Consider the following 20,447-nt stretch of genomic DNA (forward strand, 5'->3'; position numbering starts at 1 on the left):
TCTACCTCTTTAGCTTGTAAACTTTTGCCGCCCCGTCAAGTATGACTGGCTCAAAGACCTTTGGATCGTATCTTTCAAGCACGAAAAGCTGGATGTAGGCGCTATTTAAAATGCTCTCATCAAGAATGATGAATCTGCCATAATCCCTCATATAAATGACAGAAATATTTGACATTTCGTTATTTTTATACTCTTTTACATTTAGCTTGCCAGCCTCGTTGTAGTCGGTCTCTATGAAAGATCTTAGCGGTAAGACATTGCCATCATAGATCAAACTTGTGACATCGCTTGTTAGTGTAAATCCGCCACTTAGCCTAATGCCCTTTTCGCTTTGCGAGATCGCTCTTGTGGTGACAAAAAGTCCGTTGTTTAAATTTTTACCGCTTTTTAGATCGATCTTGCTAAACTGCAAAATGGTCGGAAAGATGCTAAGCATCCTATCTGGCAGGTAATAATATATCTCTCTGCTCTTTGCTGGCAGGCTAAAATTTGCCTCTTTTATCTCGCTAAAAAACTGATCAACGCTTAAATTTCTATCTTTTAAAATTTGAGCCAAGTTGCCATTAAAGTGCTCTTTGAAATTTCGCTCAGTGTATTCTACATCAAGCCTTGCCATATTTGCCGAGCTCATCTCGTCGCTTCCAAGCGCAAAACTCACGGCAAAATTTTCACGCCCAAGGTGCTTTCCGCCGTCAATTAGCGTCTTAACATCGCTGTAATATCTAATCGGATATCCATAGTCCCACCACGCAACTACGTAGTCCTCGCGTCCTGCGATGCTTTTTAGCTTGTTTAAAATTTCAACCTCTTTATTTACAAAGACTGGCTCAGCCTTATAACCATAGATGTGAATGAGCGCTGGAGCAAGCACTAGAGCTGCTATGAAGGCTCTTATGAGATTTAGCACGGCTCCTTTTAGCTTTAAATTTGCAAGCACGAACTCCACTAAATAGCCAAAGCCAAGCGCCATGATAGGCACGGCGTAAATGGTAAATCTAAGGCCGCTTTTAAAGGCTAAAAAGCCAAGTGCGAGCATGCCAAGTGATACGGCAAATGAGCGGTGTTTGTAGCAAAATAGCGCAACGCCAGCAAGCGAGATCAAAAATGTGATGACATTTGCGCTGATCCTCTCGCAAAATAGCGTAAAATCAACGACGCTTGACTCTTGGATAGTTTGATTGACATTAAAAAAGTGAAAGCTCATGCCGCCAACTTCAGGCGCATCTCTAAAGACGTAAAATTTAAGCTGAAAGATTATCGGATTTAGCCCGCCACGGATGACAAAGACGATAAATATAACCGCCAAAACGCCAAGAGCAATTTTTAAATTTATCACCTCTTTTTTAAATAGGCAAAGTGCGTAAATAACGATGACAACGATAAATTTAAGAGTTAGATCAAGGTTTGAGATAGCGAGTAAAAGCAGTGAAATTTCAAGGTAAAAAAGTGGATTTTTCCTATCAAAAACGAGCGTGTAAAGCAAAAATAGCCCAGTTAAAATGCTAATAAGCGAAAAGGCGCTCATATACCACCACATATAGATAAGCACGCTTAAAGGTGCTATTATCAGGCTCTTTGCGTCCTTTTTTTCAAGCACTCTAACAAGCCCCCAAACGACAAAGACGCTAAGAGTGATGATGAGCATGTCGGTGTCGTAGTAGCCTGCCATCGTGCGGTTGTAGTAGCTATTTGCGATCACTGCAAGAAGTGCAGCGATAAAGCCAGCCATTTTTAGTTTGTATTCATTTGCGATCAAGATAACAGGCACAGCCACAAGCGACGAGAAAAATACACTCATATAAATCATCGCCGTCTCGAGCCTCACGCCTAGAAATTTCACGATCCAGTAAGTAAGTGTCGAGAGTGGATAGCCGTAGTAGCTAAGGTCGTTTTCCTGATGAAAGCCAGCCAGCATATCCCTTGCGCCCTCGGCAAATGCGTAGCCGTCGTTTGTGCTGATCATCAGCTCGTTGTTCCAGAAAAATACCGGATACTCGCTCGCCCAAAAGACCCAGTAAAGCCTGCAAACCATGCCAAAGATGACTGCGACAAATACCATAAGGTATAAAGAGTAATTTTTAAAAAACAAATTTCTATTCATTAGGATTTTCCAAAAAATTTATAAGCTCGCTCGCTATATTTTCACTATCAAAAAATTTAGCCCGATTATACGCAACATTTTCAAAATTTTGCCTTATTTCTGGCTCGTTAAGCACCTTTATCATCGCCTCTTTCATCGCATTTTCGTCATCAATAGGCACTAAGATGCCAAACTCGCTCTCACCCAAAAGCTCCTTTGCACCGCTTTTGTGCTCGGTTGAAATGATAGTTTTTTCGCATGCTAGCGCTTCAAGCAAGACGTTTGAAAAGCCCTCAAAACGCGAGGCACAAAGCAAGCAAGAGGCATTTTTTATGTGCCTAAAAGGGTTTTTATCAGTGCCAAGAAGCTTTACTCGCTCGCCCACGCCAAATTTATCTATCAAATTTTGCAGCTCATCTTTTAAAGGCCCTTTGCCAAGGATGCCAAGCGTGGCGCGAGGGTCGTTAATCGAAGCTATTATTTTTATTAGCATGGCTTGATTTTTACCGTTATCAAGGCGACCTATGTTTATGAAAAATGGCTTAAAGTCGCTCTCAAGTGGCTCATCTTTTAGTAAATTTATAGTTTTTAGATCAAGGGCGTTGTAAAGCACCTTTGTTTTTGCCTCGCTCATGCCAAAATTTCGCACCAGATCCTCTTTGTTGCCAGCTGCATTTGCGAGGATTAGATCAGCCTTTTTATAAAGATGAGTGAGTAAAAATTTATTAACCCTGCCGCTTAGATCGTTTTTATATAGGATCGACGGACAGCTTCGCTCGCTGATAACTAGCCTCTTTTTAAAGCCTAAAATCCTAGCAACCCCAGCGATATAACATGGGCGGTTCATCAGCACAAACTGCGTGTCGATGTTTAAGCTTTGACAAAGCTTTTTATATTTAAAGGCAAGCATTGGCATCGCTAAAAAGAGCCTTGCAAGCTTCTTTAGCCCGCTCTCGTAAGGATCGCTATTTTCTATAAAGTGGATCTGCACCTCGCTTGGGATCTCATAGGCGATGACCTTGCTCATTAAAATGAGATGAACTTCATAACGTTTGACCAAAAATGGCAGTAAATTTGCCACATTTCGCTCAGCCCCGCCAGGCCCCATCGAGTATAAAAAAACGGCTAATTTTTTCACTTGCTAACAACCTTTTTTATAAATTCTCGCCACTGCTTGATGATATTTTCTTTGCTAAATAAATTTGCACTTTCGCTGGCGTTTTTTGCTAGTTTTTGCCTTAAATTTTCATCTTTTAAAAGCATCTCAAGCTTCTCTTTTAGATCATTTGCGTCGCCATTTTTAAAGATAAGCCCGTCAATGCCGTCATTTATAAGCTCCCTTGCACCCACGGTGTCGCTACTTAGCCTAGCACAGTTAAAGGCACCTGACTCGATTAGCACGTTTGAAAGCCCCTCGCTTCGTGAGCTAAGAGTGAAAATTTTTGCCTCGCTATAAAGCTTACTAACATCGCCCATGTGGCCTAAAAATTTGATGTTAAGCCCTAAATTTAGAGCCATTTGCTTTAGCTCACTCTCTTGCCTACCGCTGCCTGCGATCTTTATCTCCCAGCCATCAAGCAAGCTCTTATCTACCTTGCTAAGCGCCTCAAAATAGATATCATAGCCCTTTACCGCCTCCAGCCTTGCCACGCTTAAGATGACGTTTTGCTTCTCGCAAATTTCAAGCACGTCGATAAAAAGCGGGTTGTGGATGACCTCGCAGTTTTTGGCAAATTTATAGTAGTCGTAGTCGCTTTTACTTAGCACGCTTAAACCATCTACAAATTTATACGAAAAGTCACGCATAGCGCTTGCGATTTTGCTTTTTAAATAGCTATGCTCGTGGTGCTCGGTTGCTATTAGTTTGCTCTTTAGCCCAGCATTTGCCAGCACACAAGCGACGTTTGTCCAGTCGATAAAGCTAATTATCAGATCAGCCCTTTGCTCCTTAAAAAGCGCTCTAAGGGCTAAAATTTTCTTAAATTTTAAAGCAACACCTGAGCCAGTGACACTAAGGTTTATGATATTTATTTTTTCATTAAATTTATAAAGTCCAAGATCCTCTTCAAGCAAGACGATAGTGATCTCATTGTCCTTGCAAAGCTCATTTGCAAGCACGTTTAGCACGCGCTCAGCCCCACCATTTCTAAGTGCGGCGATGACAAAAAGAATTTTCACTTCACACCTCCAAGCCTTAAAAGCTCCAGCCATTTTTTATAAATTTGCTCCACGCTAAACTCATTAAGTCTAGCCCTTGCGTTTTTGACAAATTCGCCCATCTTTGCCTCATCTTGCACCAAATTTGCAAGCTTTTTACTCATATCATCAACATCATTTATCTCACAAAGCAAGCCATCAAAACCATCTTTTATAAGCTCTTTTGCCCCACTAGTTCTTGTCGCAACCCGCACGCAGTCATAGTTTATCGCCTCTATCAATGTGTTTCCAAGACCCTCGAAATTTGAGCAAGATAGCAGCACCTTTGCCCTTTTATAAAGAGAGGCGATGTCGCTAACGTTGCCTAAAAACTCCACATCATCGCCCAAGCTTTTGGCTAAATTTTCTAAATTTAGCCTCTCGCCGCCATCTCCAGCCACGGCAAATTTATAGCCACTTTGCTTTAAGCTTGCAGCCACTCTTACAAACATTTCGCAGTTTTTTATCTTATTTAGCCTGCCAACAAAGATGACTAAATTTTCTTTATCAAAGCTCTCACTGCGTATCTCTTCAAAGAGCGGGTTGTAAATTTTCATCACATTTTTGCAAAATTTCGAGTAGTAGCCAAGATCCTCGTCGCTTAAGACGCTAAGTGCGTTTGCAAATGGATAGCTAAGGCGTCTTAGCACCTTAAAGATCGCCCTTTTTGGCGCAAGGTAGTTTGTGTGCTCGCTTATGATTATAGGCGTTTTTAGCCCTGCTGAGCTAAAGAGCACCAAGGTATTTACGGCGTCTAAAAATGATATCACAGCGTCAAATTTGCCCTCTCTTATGAGCGCTCTTAAAGCAAGCACCTTTGAAACTCTCTTTTTTAAATTTCCAACCAAGCCAAGCTCATCAGCCCCAACGCCTAAATTTATGAGCTTTACTCCACTTGCTAGCTCGTAAAATGGCTCGTCCTTGTCAAATTTAACAAGGCTTACCTCGTGATCCATGCTAAATCTTGATGCGATCACCGCGCAAACTCGCTCCGCACCGCCACTTCTAAGCGTTGATGTGACAAATAAAACCTTCATACGCCAAACCTTTGTTTTATCTTCACTCTAAGCTTTGAAAGTGCTGGTAAAAAGCCACTTGGTAGCGGACTAAGCAGCAAAAATATAAACGCCTCTTTGCTAAATTTAATGCTTAAACTTTTAAAAATACACCTTAACATCAGCCCATATTCACCCGCTATTTTGGCGTAGTAAGCGGCGTTTTTATACTGCATAGCTAGAAATTTTGGCTCGTTTTTAATAGCGATGTCGTAATGTAAATTTGCTGTTTTGATGTAAGCGTTTGCCACGTTTAGCGCATGTTTGCCGGCATTTAGCGTAGCACTATCGCCTCTTGCGATGCGGTAGATGTAAAGTGGCTTTTTAAGATAGAAGACATTTTTTTCAAAAAAGCGGATATAAAGCTCATTCTCGCCGCCAAAACTGCTCTCATCAAACCTAAAGCCGTCTATAAATTCACGTGAAAAAAGCTTAAAATACTCGCCATTTATCCGCCCACAGTGATAATCAACCTTGCTCATCGCCCCACTCTTGCTATATGGGCTTCTACCAGCTATCATCTCGGTCATCACGCCATCTTTCTCGCAGATCGCATCTGCAAAAACGCACGAATACTCGCCACTTTTTAAAATTTCATAGCACTGGGCAATCGCCTCTGGCAAAAGCTCATCGTCATCGTCAAGCAAGCAGACAAACTCGCCTGTTGCGTTGTCAAAGCCGTTATTTTTATTACCATTTGGGCTCTTTTTGTGAGCGGTGTTTTTTACAAATTTGATCCTTGCGTCGTTAAAACTTTTGCAAATTTCACTCGCACTCTCGTCATCGCCGTCGTCCGTTACTATGATCTCTAAGTTTTTATAGCTTTGAGCTAGAGCGCTTTTTATGGCCTTTTTTAAAAGCTCTGGACGCTTGTAAGTCGCGGTTACGATGCTGATTAATGGCTCGCTCATTTAGCCCCTTTTAAAAATTCTCTCATAGCCTTGAAGCTTTTCAAGCCGTGAGAAAAGTATAAATTTAATTGTCTTTATATAGGCCTTTAAATTTGCGCTGTATCCCCTCTCAAGGCGCTCACCCTCGATATTTGAGCCACTAAGATCAGTTGGATGCGCAAAAAGATCGCAAAAATACATCTGCATATCATTAACGCCTAGCAAATAGTCCCAAACATCGGTCGTGCAAAGCGCCCGCTTATGAATTTCAAGCAAATTTTTAGCGCTTTTTTTAGTTAGTACATAAGCCCCTGCTCTATAAATGCTCGAAAATGAGTGCTTTGAGACCTGCCAAAGCGGCTTACTTAGGCTGGCATCCACCTTTTTGCCAAAGGCGCTAAACCTGCCCTCCAGCCCATCTTGCATGCCGCATATCAGCACGCTGTTTTCAGGCATCTTGCTAGCTGCCAAAAAGGCCTCTTTTATAGCCTGATCATCTCCTATCACGTCGTCTTCAAATATGAGGGCAAATTTTGCCTCGCTTGCCAAAAACGCCTCATAAGCTTTTACGTGCGAGAGCGAACAGCCAACCTCTGCCGGGCTTAAAACCTTGCCGTAAGCTTTAAATGACGGCGAAATGATCTTATAGTACTCCCTCGCGTTTAGCTCCCTGCCGTCTATTGCGTCTATTAGTTTAAAGCTATCGTAAGAGCCAAATTTCTGCTGCAAAAGTTCGCGCCTTTTGGTGTCTTTGGCCAAAGAGATCAGATAAATTTCATTCATTTAAGACCTTTTAAATTTTTTTAAAATTTTACACCAGACTATGCCTCGCTCGAAGGCATTAAAAAACAAAAAATATCCCAAAACATAAGCTGCGCCAGCGTATATCGCAGCAAAGATAGCAAATTTTAGCCAGTTATCTAGGCTCACAAAGTCCTTGCAGACAAACATCGCAAGCACGCATAGCGCAAAAACGGCTAAATTTTTAAAATAAACCCCGTAAAATGTGGTGAGTTTCACCTCTAAATTTAAAGCGGCATTTATGAGGTCAAAACCAAGAATTCTTATGCTATAAAAAATGGCTGCGACGATGACGATACCATAAACGCCGTAGTCACTAAATTTAAGCAGTGCGATCTGCGCTATGATCGTGCTAACGCCAAGGATAGTGTTGGCAATGGCTGGTCGGCGAAGCTTGTTTGTCGCGCTATCAAGGTTAAAGAGCGAAAAAACAAAGCTGATAAATACGATCGGCACTAGCGTTATCATCGAGACGTTGTAGATAAATTTAACCTCATCTGCGCTTTTAAAAGGTAGCCAAAGCGTGTAAAAATCAAGCCCAAAAACGACGAAAAATGCGGCCGGAGCGCTCATCACAAAGGCGATCACCTTCATTGAAAATTTAGCCTCTTTTATGAGGTCCGTGATCAAATTTTTAGAGTAAAGCTCGACAAATTTTGGCGCAAAGATACCACTAAGCTGCGCTACGAAGCTCTCGAGTATGATAGGGGCGGCCTTGGCGACTGAAAGAAGGCCAGTGGCGTTTGCACTTACGAAAATGTTGCAGATAAAGAGGTCCATACCTGTTAAAAGTATGCGGTTTAGCGCATTAAAGCTGTTCCAAATGCCAGAGCTTAGAAGCTCTTTGATCTTAGAAAAGTCAAATTTACTAAGGCTAAATTTTAGCTCCGGCGTGATGCGAGCTGACATAAAAATGGTGCTAAAAAAGACAAAAAGGCTAGCAACTAGCGCTGAAATGGCGATGTATGAGATAAATGGCTTAAAAAAGAAAAAGAGCGCCACGATGAGAGCTGCTAGGATCGCGCTTGAGATGGCGTTTCTGATGGAGAGTAAGTAGAGCTTGTTTGTCACAAAAGCACAAACCGTCAAAACGCCGTTAAATAGCCCAACGCAGAAATTTATAAAGTAAAAAACAAGGGTCATTCTCACGTCAAAGAGTAAATTTTCAGGGACATTTAAAAAGCTTTGCAAATTTAGTATAAAAACAGAGCTAAGCACTACGACTACGGCGCAAAAGAAGATATTTACAACAAGCACTGATGAGTAGTAGGTGTTTGCAAGGTTTAGGTCTTTTTTGTGCCACGCATGAGCGACAAAGCGCCCGCTCACTGAGTTTATCGCCACGCTCACGACTGCTGCGTAGCTAACGATGGCGTTACTAAGTCCCACAAAACCAAATGCCTCGTTGCCAAGACTTTTTAAGATAAATGGCGTAAGAAAGAAATTTATGCCCATTGATACGACAAAAACGACGATCGAGCTTATTAGATTGATTAGCATTAGACTTTTAACCTGTAAATTTTTACGCCACTTGAGATGACAAATGGCTCAAAGTATCGCTCATCAGCTCGCTCAAATATAAAAAGCTGCACAAGGGCTGAATTTAAGGCATTTTCATCAACTAAAACCACGCGCGCATAGTCCTCTAAAAATAAAACAGAGATTTTTGCCTTTTCGTCAATAGTCTTCTCGTCTATTTGTAGCTCTTTGCCAGAGCCTTTTATCTTATAAAAAGACTTTACCGCCACTTTTTCACCGTTTTGTGTGATAAATTTTGGCTCTTTTAGTGGCAAGATATAGCCATTTCCAAGGTCTATGCCAGCCTCGCTAACGCTATTTATAGGGCTAATGTAGTAAAAAAACTCCTCTTTTGGCCGCTCACCGCTCATAACGTCGATGTAGCTATACCTAAAGATGTTTGGAGCGATATCTATCATGTCTGGCACAAGATAGTAAAAAACCTCTTTTTTTGCCACTGGTAGAGTAAAATTTATGCTTTCAAGCTGGTTTAAAAAGAGGTTTAGATCGCTTGTATTGTGATCTTTTAAAATCTCTTCAGCAAGTCTAGTATTTTTATCAAGCGAGATATCGCTATACTCGCTCATTACCCTGGCTAGTTTAGCTGAGATTGCCTCATCTTTTCTTAATGCAAGGCTAACAAAGTAGTTATTCTCGCCACCTTGCCTGCCAGGATCATTTAGTGTCTTAACATCAGCAAAGTACCTTACTGCATATCCATAATCCCACCACGAAAGCACGTAGTCATCGCGCTTAGCAGTCTTTTTTAACTGATCAAGTGCTGTTGCCTCATCGTGCGTGATCAAAGTATGAGGTCTATAAGAGTAGGCGATATCTAAATTTGGAGCAAGCGCAGCAGTCGCAAAGATAAAAAAGGATAAATTCTTAAGAGAATTTCTAAGATCAAATAAATTTAAAAAAAAGTGTAAAAAATACCCAAAACCAAGCGCAACAAGCGGCGTTATATACATAGCAAATCTAACTCCGCCAAATAGCGATAAAGCGCCAAGTCCAAGCAGTGGCAAGCTAAGTAAAAATGGGCGAAATTTAAAGCAAAGCGCCAAATATCCAACCGCTGCAGCTAGCAAAATAAGGATATTTCCAGCCATGAAATAGACAAAATATAAAGGACTAGCACTTTTTACCTCATCAATTAGCGTGTATTCGCTTATAAAGTGAAATTTATTTGCAACCTCTGAGCTGCTTTTTAAAACGTAACTGCCAATCTTTGAGATGATAAAGTCAAAACCACCAAAATAGATAAAAATAGCTAGCATAATAGCTAGAAAAATGCTTAAATTTTTAGGCGAAAGCAGTTTTTTATATTTGCAAAAAATGACGTAAAATGAAGCAATAACCGCTAAATTTAAAATCAAAATTTTATTTGCGATGAGTGGATCTTTTGAAAAAATATTAAAACTAACGATGCTTATAAACATAAAAAATATCGCTTGGTAGTTTTCTATCTTGTTTCGCACAAAAGCAAGCGTGTAGAGAAAAAAGATAAAAATGATGCTTAAAATAAGAGCATAAGAGCTTTGATACCACCAAAGATAAAGCGATACAAAAAGGCTGGGCAAAACGATAAATTTTTGTTCATTTGCATTTAAAAGCCTGATCAAAAGATAGATGATAAAAAGTGCAAATGTGACATTTAGCATATCGCTATCAAAGTAACCAAGCGACGTTCTTACAAGATAGCCTGGCAAGATAACGCTCATAAATGCCGCCACAGCCCCAGCTTTTAGAGCTTTAAACTCATTTGATATCAAGATAACTGGAAGTGCGATAAGGGGTGCTAAAAGCGCACTCATATAAAACATCACGCTTTCGATCTTGAAAGGTAAAATTTTGCAAATATAAAAAACTATTGTTGAGATTGGGTGATTAAAGGGGCTAAAGTCATTTTGCTGATGAAAGCCAGCAAGCATATCTCTAGCGCCCTCTGCGTAATAGTATGCGTCATTTGTTGTAAGCATAAATTCGCCATTAAAGTAAAACTCTGGCATATCCTTTGCCCACAATACCCAAAGCATCCTAGCTGCAAATCCAAACAGATAAGCAGCTAGAAAGATAAGTAAAATTTTACAATTTACGCTTACTTTGTGCACTAAATTCCTTACAGCCTAGCGTCAGCCTCTGGGTAGATATTTTTTATATCATAAACCAAGTGGCCTTTTAGGTTGAGCTTTTTAAATTCATTATGAGCTACGGCGATCACGATGCAGTCGTAGTCGTCTAGGTTATACTCTTTTACTAGATCAAAGCCGTACTCGTGTTTTACCTCAGCGCTATCAGCCCAAGGATCAGTCACATCGACCTTGCAGCCAAAGTCTTTTAGCTCATCAACCACGTCTATAACGCGAGAATTTCTTATATCTGGGCAGTTTTCTTTAAATGTCATACCAAGAACAAGCACGCGCGCTTTGTTGATAAGCACACCCTTTCTTATCATTAGTTTTATCACTTGATCGGCTGCGTATCTGCCCATATCATCGTTGATGCGGCGACCTGCTAGGATCATTTCAGGATTGTAGCCTACCTCTTGAGCTTTGTGAGTTAGGTAGTATGGATCTACGCCGATGCAGTGACCGCCAACTAGACCTGGGCGGAAATTTAAGAAATTCCACTTAGTACCTGCGGCCTCAAGCACGTCTATAGTGTTGATGTGAAGCTTTTCAAAGAGCATCGCGAGCTCGTTTATAAAGGCGATGTTGATGTCACGCTGAGTGTTTTCGATGACCTTTGCAGCCTCTGCTACTTTGATGCTTGAAGCTTTGTGAGTGCCAGCTGTGATGATAGAGCGATAAATTTCATCGACCTTGTCAGCGATCTCTGGGGTTGAGCCACTTGTGATCTTTTTGATCTTTGTAACAGTGTGCTCTTTATCGCCTGGATTTATGCGCTCTGGAGAGTAGCCGCAGAAGAAGTCTTTGTTAAATTTAAGCCCACTCTTTTCAAGAAGTGGCACGCAAATTTCTTCTGTAACGCCTGGATAAACGGTGCTTTCATAGACAACGATGTCGCCTTTTTTAAGCACTTTTGCCACGCTCTCAGTCGCTTTTACCACTGGGGTTAGATCAGGGCGTTTGTTCTTATCTATCGGAGTTGGGACGGTTACGATGAAGAAGTTGCAACTTCTGATGTCATCTAAATTTATGCTAAATTTCATGCCATTATCGATCGCTTTTTTCATCTGCTCGTTGCTAAGCTCAAGCGTTCTATCATAGCCACTTTTAAGCTCTTCTATACGTTTTGCATTTACGTCAAAGCCGACTACTTCGTACTTTTCACTAAAAGCTGCTGCTAGTGGAAGTCCCACATATCCAAGTCCTACTACTGCTATTTTCATTTCTCTTTCCTTTTTAAAATTTTTGGTTTTATCGTTTTTAAACGTTCATAAATTCTTATCTCTGCGCCCACGCCTTGCGGAGTTACGATCTTAATGGGGCTAATGCCGGGCAAAATTTGAGTAAATTCATAATAAATTTGCCTCTTTTTATTTTTGCCATTGCAAGGCTTAAGCGGCTCATCATCCGCGCTAAATTCATAATAAACCCCGCTTTTATCCTCTTTTTTATCTAAGCCTCCGCCCTCTAGCATAGCAAATTCACAGTTCGTTTGCACCTCTTTAAAAAATGCAACTTCATATTTAAAATAATCATTCGGCATCTTTGAGACGGGCAGCTCAAAAACCTGCTCTTGCGTCTTTGCTCCGCTTTTGTCTGCCTCGCTAGCTAAGAGCGTAAAAGGTAGCAAGCAAGCTATGAGAGATAAAATTTGCTTCACGCTTTGACGCCTATCTGAAAATACTTAAAGCCGTGTTCAGCTAAAATTTTAGCATTATACTGGTTGCGTCCGTCAAATATGACAGCGTTTTTTAGCCTTTGTTTGATCTCCATAAAATCAGGCGATCTAAACTCACTCCACTCTGTCACAAGAACCATAGCATCGGCGTTATCAAGAGCGTCATATTTATTTTTAGCATATTTCACATCTAAATTTGGCATATATTTTTTAGCTTCTTCGCTCGCTTTTGGATCGTAAGCGACCACTTTTGCGCCAGCCTCGTCTAAAAGCTTTATCAAAGTTAGCGAACTAGCCTCTCTCATATCATCGGTATTTGGCTTAAACGCAAGCCCCCAAAGTGCGATCGTCTTGCCCTTTAGATCGCCGCCAAAGAAGTTATAAATTTTATCAAATAGAACTCTTTTTTGAGCCTTATTTCTTGACTCGACCGCGTTTAAAAGCTCTGGCTCAAAGCCATTTTGTCTAGCGGTGTAGATGAGCGCCTCGACGTCTTTTGGAAAGCAGCTACCGCCATATCCGCAGCCTGGATAGATGAAGCTATATCCGATCCTTGAGTCGCTGCCGATACCTTTTCTAACTAAATTTACATCAGCGCCCACACGTTCGCAGATATTTGCTATCTCGTTTATAAAGCTTATTTTGGTTGCCAGCATCGAATTTGCAGCGTATTTTGTCATCTCGGCTGACTTTACGTCCATACAAATGAGCCTGTCGTGATTTTTCATAAATGGCTCATAAAGCTCTCTCATCACGTTAAAGCCCCACTCGCTGCTAGCTCCGATAACTACGCGATCTGGCTTTAAAAAATCTTCAACCGCCGCGCCCTCTTTTAAAAACTCTGGGTTTGAGACTACTTCAAATTTAACATCTACATTTCTCTTTTTAAGCTCAGCCTCGATCACCTCGTGCACCTTAGCTCCAGTGCCTACTGGAACGGTTGATTTATCGACTACGATTAGCGGTTTGCTTAAATTTTCTCCGATAGATTTTGCAACTGAGAGGACATATTTCAAATCCGCCTGCCCATCAGCGCCCATAGGTGTGCCAACTGCGATAAATAGCACATCTGCATGCTCTAGCGCCTCAGTTATCTGCGTGCTAAATTTAAGCGAGCCATTTTTGTAGCACTCGCTCACGATATCAGCAAGCCCTGGCTCATATATAGGCACGACGCCATTTTTTAGCGCCTCGATTTTTTTGTTATCGACATCGACGCAGATCACGCTGTTGCCCATCTTAGCAAAGCATGCGCCACTTACTAGTCCAACATATCCGGTTCCAATCACTGCTATTTTCATGCTTATCCTTAAATTCTCTTTTCCCACTCAAGGGCAGTTTTTATGATGAGCGCTAGATCGTCTCTTTTTGGCCTCCAACTTGTTAGCGAGCGCAGTTTGCTTGCGTTTGAGATGAGGATAGCTGGGTCGCCGTCCCTTCTTGGCGCATTTAGCACTTTAAAATTCACTCCACTTACTTTTTTTGCGGTCTCGATGACCTCTTTTACGCTAAATCCCCTGCCATATCCCACGTTAAAAGTTTCGCTGCCATTTTGGCTGATGTATTCAAGCGCGCTTATGTGGGCATCTGCTAGGTCGCTAACGTGGATGTAGTCTCTAACACATGTGCCATCTTTTGTCGCGTAGTCATCGCCAAAGATACCCATGCTCTCGCGCTTGCCAAGTGCTGTTTGCACAGCTACTTTGATAAGGTGCGTAGCGTTTGGATAGTTTTGACCGATAAGCCCCTCTTCGTCTGCGCCTGCTACGTTAAAGTAGCGCAAAATCGCAAATTTGAAATTTTCATTTGAAGCGGCGTAGTCTTTGATAATCTGCTCGCTCATAAGCTTGCTTCTGCCGTATGGATTTATCGGGTTTGTAGGTGTTGTCTCGCTTACCTCCGCCACGTCTGGCTCGCCATAAACTGCGGCAGTCGAGCTAAATATAAATTTATTTACATTGTAAGTTTTTGCGTATCTTAGCACCCTTGCGACGTTTGCGGTGTTGTTTAGATAGTATTTTAGCGGTTCGCTCATACTCTCAAAGACCTCGATAAATGCTGCAAAATGGATGATCGCATCAAATTTGCCATTTGCAAAAATTTCGCTCAAATCATCTTCTAAATTTGCATTTATAAATTTAAAATTTCCTATCTTTTGGAGTGCCTCAAGTGCTTTTTGTGAGCCCTTGCAGAGATTGTCGATGATGGTTATCTCATCTTTGCCTTGCTTTAAAAGTGCTTTTACTACGTGGCTGCCGATATATCCAGCTCCACCTGTTACTAAAATCTTCAAGTTTAAGCCTTTCATAAAAAAGTGGTTAATTTTATCAAAAATAGAGTAAAGCAAAAGTAAAGCAAGGATTGCTTGTAGAATTTTTAAATAAATGTCATATGTAATATCTTCTAATCAAAATGCCTACAAACTAGATAAATATTATTTGTGCACTTTATTTGCGAATAGCCCCATAAAAAGCCTCATGTTGATTAAAAACAAAACTAAAAGTTGTAATAAATTCATCTTGTAACCATGTTTTTATAATAGTTTTGTCCTTACCATCCATTATACTCAAATGATAAACTGTAGCAAAAGTTGTAAGCTGATTTACACACGTAAAAAGTGTTGATGCATTATGTGCTAGATAAGCAGGTACGCCAGAATCACCTAAAATATATTTATTATATATCATATGACCATAAACATTATCAATATCAAATGACTTGGGAATTTCTGGCGAAGTAAAGATTTCATACATTATGTATGCAGTTGAAAAAGTTCTATTAATTGCCAAACCTAGATTGTCTTTACCAAAAAACGAAGTAATGGCATCAGTAAAAAAATCATTATCATCAACAATTTCCATATTTACGCGCCATCTCTTGAAAAAATTATATACATCAATTGTTGTTTTAAATTGTTTTCTATCTCCTTTCATAAGTATGGATGCTGCAAATATCGAAACTTCTTTCCTGCTAAGTGAAAGGTTATAAAATTTATTAAGATATTCCCCAAAAACTTCTAGTGCTACTGGCATTCTTATGTCCTGAATATTTGTTTTATCCTTAAAAACTTCAGATATCATGCTTATCCTTTATTTAATTAATTTCTAATAATCTCTATAGAGATATTATTTACAGATAATTGTAAAAGTATTTTAATGCAATTAAACTTATAGGAAACTTTTCTATAGGAAATAAAAATGCTAAATTTGCCACAAATTGTTTCAAAAGAAGAAGAGGAAGAATTTCTAAAAAATGTGGCAAATAATGTAAAAAGAATAAGACAAGAAAAAGGCTTTAGCCAGCTTGAAACCGCTCTTAGTATAGGGCAAGCCTCAAATGGTTTTTATGCAAATATGGAAAATTTTACAGATAATAAGCGCTTTAATATACTTCATCTTTTTAAGCTCTCAAAACTATTTAATTGTGATATTGCTGATTTTTTTAAGCAAATGTAAATTACTCTTTAAAATATACTTACAATTTATTTTAAATTTAATCTTTATAATCCTTTATCTACAAAAAAAGGATAAAAATGAATGTTTCAATATTAAATTTACTACCGATAAAACAAGGCGGTGATGCAAAAGATGCGATAAATGCGGCCGTCAGACTGGCTAAATTTGCCGAGGATATCGGAATAAATCGCTACTGGGTCGCAGAGCATCACAATATGCAAAATTTAGCTAGCTCAGCCACGCAGCTCATCATCGCACACATCTTAGAGCATACCAAAAGCCTTCGCGTGGGCTCTGGTGGCGTGATGCTACCAAACCACAGCCCCTACTCTATCGCCGAGCAGTACGCCACTCTTGAGACGCTATTTCCAAACCGCGTCGATCTTGGGCTAGGCAGAGCTCCAGGGACTGATCAAGATACGGCTGCAGTGCTTAGACGCGGTGCCAGAGAGATAGAATTTGATATGCAAATAAACGAATTAATGGACTATTTTAACGCTAAAAGGGCCGTAAAAGCCTATCCAAAAGTAGACAAAATTCCGCCTATTTACATACTTGGCTCAAGCATATATAGCGCATACGTGGCGGCTGAGTTTGGTCTGCCTTACGCATTTGCGTCGCACTTTGCACCACGTGCACTAGAAAAAGCGGTAGAAATTTATCGTCAAAATTTCAAACCAGCGCCCTTTTTAAAAGCGCCCTATATCATCGCAGGCGCAAATGTGATAATAGCCCAAAGTGACGAGCTAGCAAGGAGTTTAGCCACTACACAAACGCAGTTTTTCTTAAACGTAGTAACTGGCGAAAAAGAGTATTTGCAGCCGCCAAAAAAAGATAACAACGAAGTATTTGCTGCGTCTTACAAAACAGGTGCCAAAGCTCCGCATTTTGGGCCGATCGACTTTAGGCAAATAGAGCTAAAAAATAGAGAAAGAAGCGTCACGGAAGAGATGATGGCGTGCTCTTTTATAGGCTCGAAGCAAAGCGTTAAAGAGCAAATTTTAGAGTTTCAAAACAGACTTGAAGTCAATGAGATCATGGCTCAAAGCTTCATTTTTGATGAGGATGCGCAGCTTGACTCTTTTAGGGCGTTAAAAGAGATCGCGGACGAAATTTAATCCTCTCTAATCCTTAAAAATATAGGAAATCTTGGCTTGCCATTAGAGGTTAAATTTTGAAATTTATATGTGATGATAGAGCCTATCTTTGGGGGCTCTTGACGATTTTCATCGCTTAGCCCCGAGCCTATTTTAAAGATAGTGCCCTCTTTTGGCTCGCCAGCTTTTTCTTTATCATCTTTGCTTTCAAGCGCTTTACAAGTGAGCGAGCCAGCAAGATTTGCGTATTTGCCACTGCCTTTGTTTATGGAGACCACCTCGCATTCAGCATCTTTAAATTTCTTAAATTTAAGTGCATTTTTGCTTCTTTTTCGCTCGTAGGGCACATTTGGCTCACGCACGACTGCTCCCTCGCCGCCTCTTGCGATAATGTCCTTTGTAAATTTTAAAAACTGGGCGTTATCGCGCATCTTTATCTGTTTTATGATGATTAAATTGTCATTTGGCTCATTTTTTAGAAATTTGGCCAAAACTTCAAGCCTATCAAGCAAGCCGCCACTTGCCTCCGGCACGTCAAAAACGTGAAATTTAAGCCTGCTCCACGCCTTTTCATCTGGCTGCTTATCCATCACGCTCGCTTGAATTTCTTCAAATTTAAGCTCCTTTGCATAAAGCTCGCCATCGAGAGCAAATTTTGGGAAATTTTTAGTAAAACTTTGCGGTGCATTTAGCTTTTTGCCCTGCCTTGAGAGTAAATCCTCTCCGTCCCAGTAGGCACGCACGCCATCAAGCTTCTCGCTAGCTAGCCAGCCTGAGACATTTTGCTCTTTAAATTCGCTAAGGCGCAGCAGTTCAAGAGAAAATGCAAAATTTAAAAGCACCAAAAGTGCAAAAATTATTCTAATCAAGCCTTGCACTTACAAAAACAATAGTCCATATGATCATCCACCACGCCCACGCTTTGCAAAAAGGCATAGGTGCTAACAGAGCCTAGAAACTTAAACCCTCGCTTTTTTAGCTCCTTTGCCACAAAGTCAGACATCGGCGTGGTTGCTGGCACTTGCTTGATATTTTGATAGTGATTGATGATCTGTTTGCCGTCAAATTTTGGGTCAAATTTCTTTAGCAAATGTCCCCACAAATAGTCATAAAAGCTGCCAAATTCTTGCGTTACGGATAAAAATGCAAGGGCGTTTTTGGCAAGAGAATTTAGTTTTAGTCTATTGCGTATTAGCCCTTCGTTTTGCATAAATTTAGCTATCTCAGCCTCGCCATAGAGCTTGATCTTTTCAGGGTCAAAGCCATCAAACGCCACTCTCATAGCCTCTCTTTTTTGAAGCACTCCATGCCACGAAAGACCCGCTTGAAAGCCCTCTAAAACTATCATCTCAAAAAATTTTCTATCATCTTTTATGATTTTGCCCCACTCATTATCGTGGTAGGCTATGTCAAGCTTGCCCTTGGCCCACTCGCAACGTCTCATTTATATCTTGATCCCGTAAAACTCGCTATACCACTCGACAAATTTAGCCACGCCGTCATTTACTTTTGTATTTGGCTTGTAGTCAAAGTCAGCCACCAAATCGCTCACGTCTGCAAATGTCGCTGGCACGTCGCCTGCTTGAAGTGGGAGAAAATTTTTCTTGATCTCACGGCCGATCTTTATCTCAACTGCCTTGATGTAGTCCATGAGCTCAACTGGACTGTTGTTGCCGATATTATAGACCTTAAACGGCGCTTTTGAGGTGGCAGGGTCTGGGTGCTTTGCGTCCCAAACTGGGTTTGGCTTAGCTGGGTTGTCGATGCACTTGATGATGCCCTTTACGATGTCGTCCACGTATGTAAAGTCGCGCTTCATCTTGCCGTAGTTAAAGACGTCGATGGTTTTATCTTTAAGCGCGGCATCAACGAACAAAAATAGCGCCATATCAGGGCGTCCCCATGGTCCATAAACCGTAAAAAAGCGAAGTCCGGTCGTTGGCACGTTAAATAGATGGCTATAAGTGTGCGCCATCATCTCGTTGCTCTTTTTGGTCGCTGCGTAGAGGCTTATAGGGTGATTGACCCCCTCGTGCGTAGAAAATGGCATGTTCTCATTTAAGCCATAAACCGAGCTAGAGCTTGCATAGACTAGATTTTTGATCTCGTTGTGGCGGCAGCACTCTAGGATATTCATAAAGCCTGTGATGTTGCTGTCGATGTAGGCTTTTGGGTTTATGAGCGAGTAGCGAACGCCAGCTTGTGCGGCTAAATTTACCACAACGTCAAATTTCTCTTTAGCAAAAAGCTCTTTCATCGTCTTTTCATCAGCAAGGTCTGCTTTTATAAATTTTAAATTTGCATGCGTTTTTGAGACGATAAGTTTGCCATACTCTATCTCGCTCACGTCAAAACCAGCCGTTTTTAGGCGTGCAAGCTTTAAATTTACGTCGTAATAATCATTTATCACGTCATATCCAACGACCTCATCCCCGCGCGCCACAAGGGCATTTGCAAGGTGAAATCCTACAAATCCAGCTGTTCCAGTTACTAAAATTTTCATATTTTTCCTTTCATTTTGGCTTATTCGTCGTCTAAATTTATCTCAGGCACTTTCTCTTCAAAAAGTGTCTTGCTCTTTGGCTCTTTTGGCTTTAGATCGCTTGCTTTTTTAAGCAGACCGCCCAGCATATCGCGGTTTAGCTCCTCTTTGCTAATGGGCCTTACATCATCAAATTCGCTAAATTCCAAAGCCTCTTTATCTACCTTTATCTCGTAGTCTAGCTTGCCAGAAATTCTTTCTAGCTCGTCACTTATCGCAGAGCAAAAGACCTCAGTGTATCCCCTGTGAGCGCAGTTTTTGGCTAGAAATTCACTCATCACGTTTAGGTGATTTATGTAGTCATCTTGCAAGATATTTGCCTGCAAAAGCTCAAATTTCAAAAATAGCCAGTAGGTGTTAAGCACGTCGCTTTCGCAGTATTCGTTGATCTTATCAAGCTCGCCTGCGTAGTAGAGCTCAAGCACCTGATCGCCGTGCACGTCGTATTTTCCGGGTAAATTTAAGCTAGCACAAAGCGTATCAAGCTTTAGTCCCCTAACGCTCCCAAAATCGCTTATAAAATCAAGCAGATCAAGGTGAAATTTAGGCGAATATCTGGCTCTATAATTTTCCCATTTATTTTTGTTTAGCTCTTTGTTTTCGCTCTCATAATATGCCGCCGCGTTTAGGTTGTATCGCATCGCACGCACCATAAGCATAGGCAGGTCAAAGCCACGGCCATTAAAGCTAACAAGCCTTGGGTTATAATCATTTATAAATTTTAAAAATTTAGCGATGATCTCGCGCTCGTCCTTGCCCTCCATCGTGCTAACTTTTAAAAATTTGCCGTACTCATCGGCCATCACCGCAGAGATAGCCACAACTCTATGAAACATCACAGGCAAAAAGTCGCTCCCGCTGGCCTCTTTTTGCAAGGCCATCGCCTGCACGCTCACATCTTCGTCGCTTCCGTCAATGCCGTAAATTTTTCTTATCAAATTTGCATCAGGTATCGTCTCGCAGTCAAAGACGCAGATGTAACTTTTCGCCATTTTAGCCCTTTTTT

At 40.9% G+C, this 20,447-nt stretch carries 19 protein-coding genes; 2 read left to right on the forward strand and 17 right to left on the reverse strand.

What is annotated here, in order from left to right:
• Position 1: 1 nt before the first annotated feature.
• The 13 genes from MTT29_RS04130 to MTT29_RS04190 form a co-directional block, all read right to left on the reverse strand.
• Positions 2 to 2,101, reverse strand: a complete 2,100-nt coding sequence (locus MTT29_RS04130) for an STT3 domain-containing protein (protein ID WP_429799843.1) — start codon at positions 2,099 to 2,101, stop codon at positions 2 to 4.
• Entirely contained in the window at positions 2,094 to 3,218 is a 1,125-nt protein-coding gene (gene pglJ / locus MTT29_RS04135; protein WP_429799844.1) for an N-acetylgalactosamine-N,N'-diacetylbacillosaminyl-diphospho-undecaprenol 4-alpha-N-acetylgalactosaminyltransferase, read from the reverse strand. The genes MTT29_RS04130 and pglJ overlap by 8 nt, the downstream gene beginning before the upstream one ends.
• Positions 3,215 to 4,258, reverse strand: a complete 1,044-nt coding sequence (locus MTT29_RS04140; protein WP_429799845.1) for a glycosyltransferase — start codon at positions 4,256 to 4,258, stop codon at positions 3,215 to 3,217. Before MTT29_RS04140 ends, pglJ begins: the two co-directional genes overlap by 4 nt.
• Entirely contained in the window at positions 4,255 to 5,313 is a 1,059-nt protein-coding gene (locus MTT29_RS04145; RefSeq protein WP_429799846.1) for a glycosyltransferase, read from the reverse strand. Before MTT29_RS04145 ends, MTT29_RS04140 begins: the two co-directional genes overlap by 4 nt.
• The gene (locus tag MTT29_RS04150) at positions 5,310 to 6,242 is read right to left on the reverse strand and encodes a glycosyltransferase family 2 protein (protein ID WP_429799847.1); all 933 of its coding nucleotides are present in this window, start codon (positions 6,240 to 6,242) and stop codon (positions 5,310 to 5,312) included. Before MTT29_RS04150 ends, MTT29_RS04145 begins: the two co-directional genes overlap by 4 nt.
• Complete coding sequence (locus MTT29_RS04155; protein WP_429799848.1) at positions 6,243 to 7,004, reverse strand: glycosyltransferase family 25 protein; 762 nt, start codon at positions 7,002 to 7,004, stop codon at positions 6,243 to 6,245. It abuts the gene before it with no gap.
• Positions 7,005 to 8,522, reverse strand: a complete 1,518-nt coding sequence (locus MTT29_RS04160; RefSeq protein ID WP_429799849.1) for an MATE family efflux transporter — start codon at positions 8,520 to 8,522, stop codon at positions 7,005 to 7,007. It lies immediately after the preceding gene.
• The gene (locus MTT29_RS04165) at positions 8,522 to 10,651 is read right to left on the reverse strand and encodes an STT3 domain-containing protein (RefSeq protein ID WP_429799850.1); all 2,130 of its coding nucleotides are present in this window, start codon (positions 10,649 to 10,651) and stop codon (positions 8,522 to 8,524) included. The genes MTT29_RS04160 and MTT29_RS04165 overlap by 1 nt, the downstream gene beginning before the upstream one ends.
• An 8-nt stretch (positions 10,652 to 10,659) precedes the next feature.
• A complete protein-coding gene (locus MTT29_RS04170; protein WP_429799851.1) occupies positions 10,660 to 11,892 on the reverse strand; it encodes a nucleotide sugar dehydrogenase in 1,233 nt (410 codons plus the stop codon).
• The gene (locus MTT29_RS04175; protein WP_429799852.1) at positions 11,889 to 12,329 is read right to left on the reverse strand and encodes an ecotin; all 441 of its coding nucleotides are present in this window, start codon (positions 12,327 to 12,329) and stop codon (positions 11,889 to 11,891) included. The genes MTT29_RS04170 and MTT29_RS04175 overlap by 4 nt, the downstream gene beginning before the upstream one ends.
• Complete coding sequence (locus MTT29_RS04180; protein ID WP_429799853.1) at positions 12,326 to 13,648, reverse strand: UDP-glucose dehydrogenase family protein; 1,323 nt, start codon at positions 13,646 to 13,648, stop codon at positions 12,326 to 12,328. Before MTT29_RS04180 ends, MTT29_RS04175 begins: the two co-directional genes overlap by 4 nt.
• A gap of 8 nt (positions 13,649 to 13,656) precedes the next feature.
• On the reverse strand, positions 13,657 to 14,640 hold the full coding sequence (gene galE / locus MTT29_RS04185) for a UDP-glucose 4-epimerase GalE (RefSeq protein ID WP_002939929.1): 984 nt from the start codon (positions 14,638 to 14,640) through the stop codon (positions 13,657 to 13,659).
• 154 nt (positions 14,641 to 14,794) lie between these two features.
• Positions 14,795 to 15,427 (reverse strand): hypothetical protein, encoded by a 633-nt coding sequence (locus tag MTT29_RS04190; protein WP_103650419.1) that lies wholly within the window; start codon positions 15,425 to 15,427, stop codon positions 14,795 to 14,797.
• A 117-nt stretch (positions 15,428 to 15,544) separates the two neighbouring features.
• On the opposite strand from MTT29_RS04190, the gene MTT29_RS04195 reads away from it, so the two are divergent.
• A complete protein-coding gene (locus MTT29_RS04195) occupies positions 15,545 to 15,802 on the forward strand; it encodes a helix-turn-helix domain-containing protein (RefSeq protein WP_103608885.1) in 258 nt (85 codons plus the stop codon).
• Between the two features lie 77 nt (positions 15,803 to 15,879).
• The gene (locus MTT29_RS04200) at positions 15,880 to 16,920 is read left to right on the forward strand and encodes an LLM class flavin-dependent oxidoreductase (protein ID WP_103650418.1); all 1,041 of its coding nucleotides are present in this window, start codon (positions 15,880 to 15,882) and stop codon (positions 16,918 to 16,920) included.
• On the opposite strand, the gene MTT29_RS04205 is transcribed toward MTT29_RS04200, so the two are convergent.
• The 4 genes from MTT29_RS04205 to MTT29_RS04220 are packed head-to-tail and all read right to left on the reverse strand — an operon-like array spanning position 16,917 to position 20,433.
• Positions 16,917 to 17,765: a DNA ligase gene (locus tag MTT29_RS04205; RefSeq protein ID WP_103650447.1), complete on the reverse strand. Its 849-nt coding sequence runs from the start codon at positions 17,763 to 17,765 to the stop codon at positions 16,917 to 16,919. The two genes, MTT29_RS04200 and MTT29_RS04205, sit on opposite strands and share 4 nt — an antisense overlap.
• Positions 17,765 to 18,343 (reverse strand): DNA-3-methyladenine glycosylase I, encoded by a 579-nt coding sequence (locus MTT29_RS04210; RefSeq protein ID WP_103650417.1) that lies wholly within the window; start codon positions 18,341 to 18,343, stop codon positions 17,765 to 17,767. Before MTT29_RS04210 ends, MTT29_RS04205 begins: the two co-directional genes overlap by 1 nt.
• Positions 18,344 to 19,402, reverse strand: coding sequence for an NAD-dependent epimerase (locus MTT29_RS04215; protein WP_429799854.1), 1,059 nt, complete (start codon positions 19,400 to 19,402; stop codon positions 18,344 to 18,346).
• Positions 19,403 to 19,422: 20 nt separating this feature from the next.
• Entirely contained in the window at positions 19,423 to 20,433 is a 1,011-nt protein-coding gene (locus tag MTT29_RS04220; RefSeq protein ID WP_103650415.1) for a 3'-5' exonuclease, read from the reverse strand.
• Positions 20,434 to 20,447: the final 14 nt, after the last annotated feature.

This window comes from Campylobacter concisus, from assembly GCF_050447485.1.
GTDB classification, from domain to species: domain Bacteria; phylum Campylobacterota; class Campylobacteria; order Campylobacterales; family Campylobacteraceae; genus Campylobacter_A; species Campylobacter_A concisus_BQ.

What these genes read in the sequence shown, in the direction of transcription:
- MTT29_RS04130 (WP_429799843.1), bottom strand. Translation starts at nt 2,101, where the DNA reads ATGAATAGAAATTTGTTTTTTAAAAATTACTCTTTATACCTTATGGTA.
- MTT29_RS04145 (WP_429799846.1), bottom strand. Translation starts at nt 5,313, where the DNA reads ATGAAGGTTTTATTTGTCACATCAACGCTTAGAAGTGGCGGTGCGGAG.
- MTT29_RS04150 (WP_429799847.1), bottom strand. Translation starts at nt 6,242, where the DNA reads ATGAGCGAGCCATTAATCAGCATCGTAACCGCGACTTACAAGCGTCCA.
- MTT29_RS04155 (WP_429799848.1), bottom strand. Translation starts at nt 7,004, where the DNA reads ATGAATGAAATTTATCTGATCTCTTTGGCCAAAGACACCAAAAGGCGC.
- MTT29_RS04160 (WP_429799849.1), bottom strand. Translation starts at nt 8,522, where the DNA reads ATGCTAATCAATCTAATAAGCTCGATCGTCGTTTTTGTCGTATCAATG.
- MTT29_RS04170 (WP_429799851.1), bottom strand. Translation starts at nt 11,892, where the DNA reads ATGAAAATAGCAGTAGTAGGACTTGGATATGTGGGACTTCCACTAGCA.
- MTT29_RS04180 (WP_429799853.1), bottom strand. Translation starts at nt 13,648, where the DNA reads ATGAAAATAGCAGTGATTGGAACCGGATATGTTGGACTAGTAAGTGGC.
- MTT29_RS04190 (WP_103650419.1), bottom strand. Translation starts at nt 15,427, where the DNA reads ATGATATCTGAAGTTTTTAAGGATAAAACAAATATTCAGGACATAAGA.
- MTT29_RS04195 (WP_103608885.1), top strand. Translation starts at nt 15,545, where the DNA reads ATGCTAAATTTGCCACAAATTGTTTCAAAAGAAGAAGAGGAAGAATTT.
- MTT29_RS04200 (WP_103650418.1), top strand. Translation starts at nt 15,880, where the DNA reads ATGAATGTTTCAATATTAAATTTACTACCGATAAAACAAGGCGGTGAT.
- MTT29_RS04210 (WP_103650417.1), bottom strand. Translation starts at nt 18,343, where the DNA reads ATGAGACGTTGCGAGTGGGCCAAGGGCAAGCTTGACATAGCCTACCAC.
- MTT29_RS04215 (WP_429799854.1), bottom strand. Translation starts at nt 19,402, where the DNA reads ATGAAAATTTTAGTAACTGGAACAGCTGGATTTGTAGGATTTCACCTT.
- MTT29_RS04220 (WP_103650415.1), bottom strand. Translation starts at nt 20,433, where the DNA reads ATGGCGAAAAGTTACATCTGCGTCTTTGACTGCGAGACGATACCTGAT.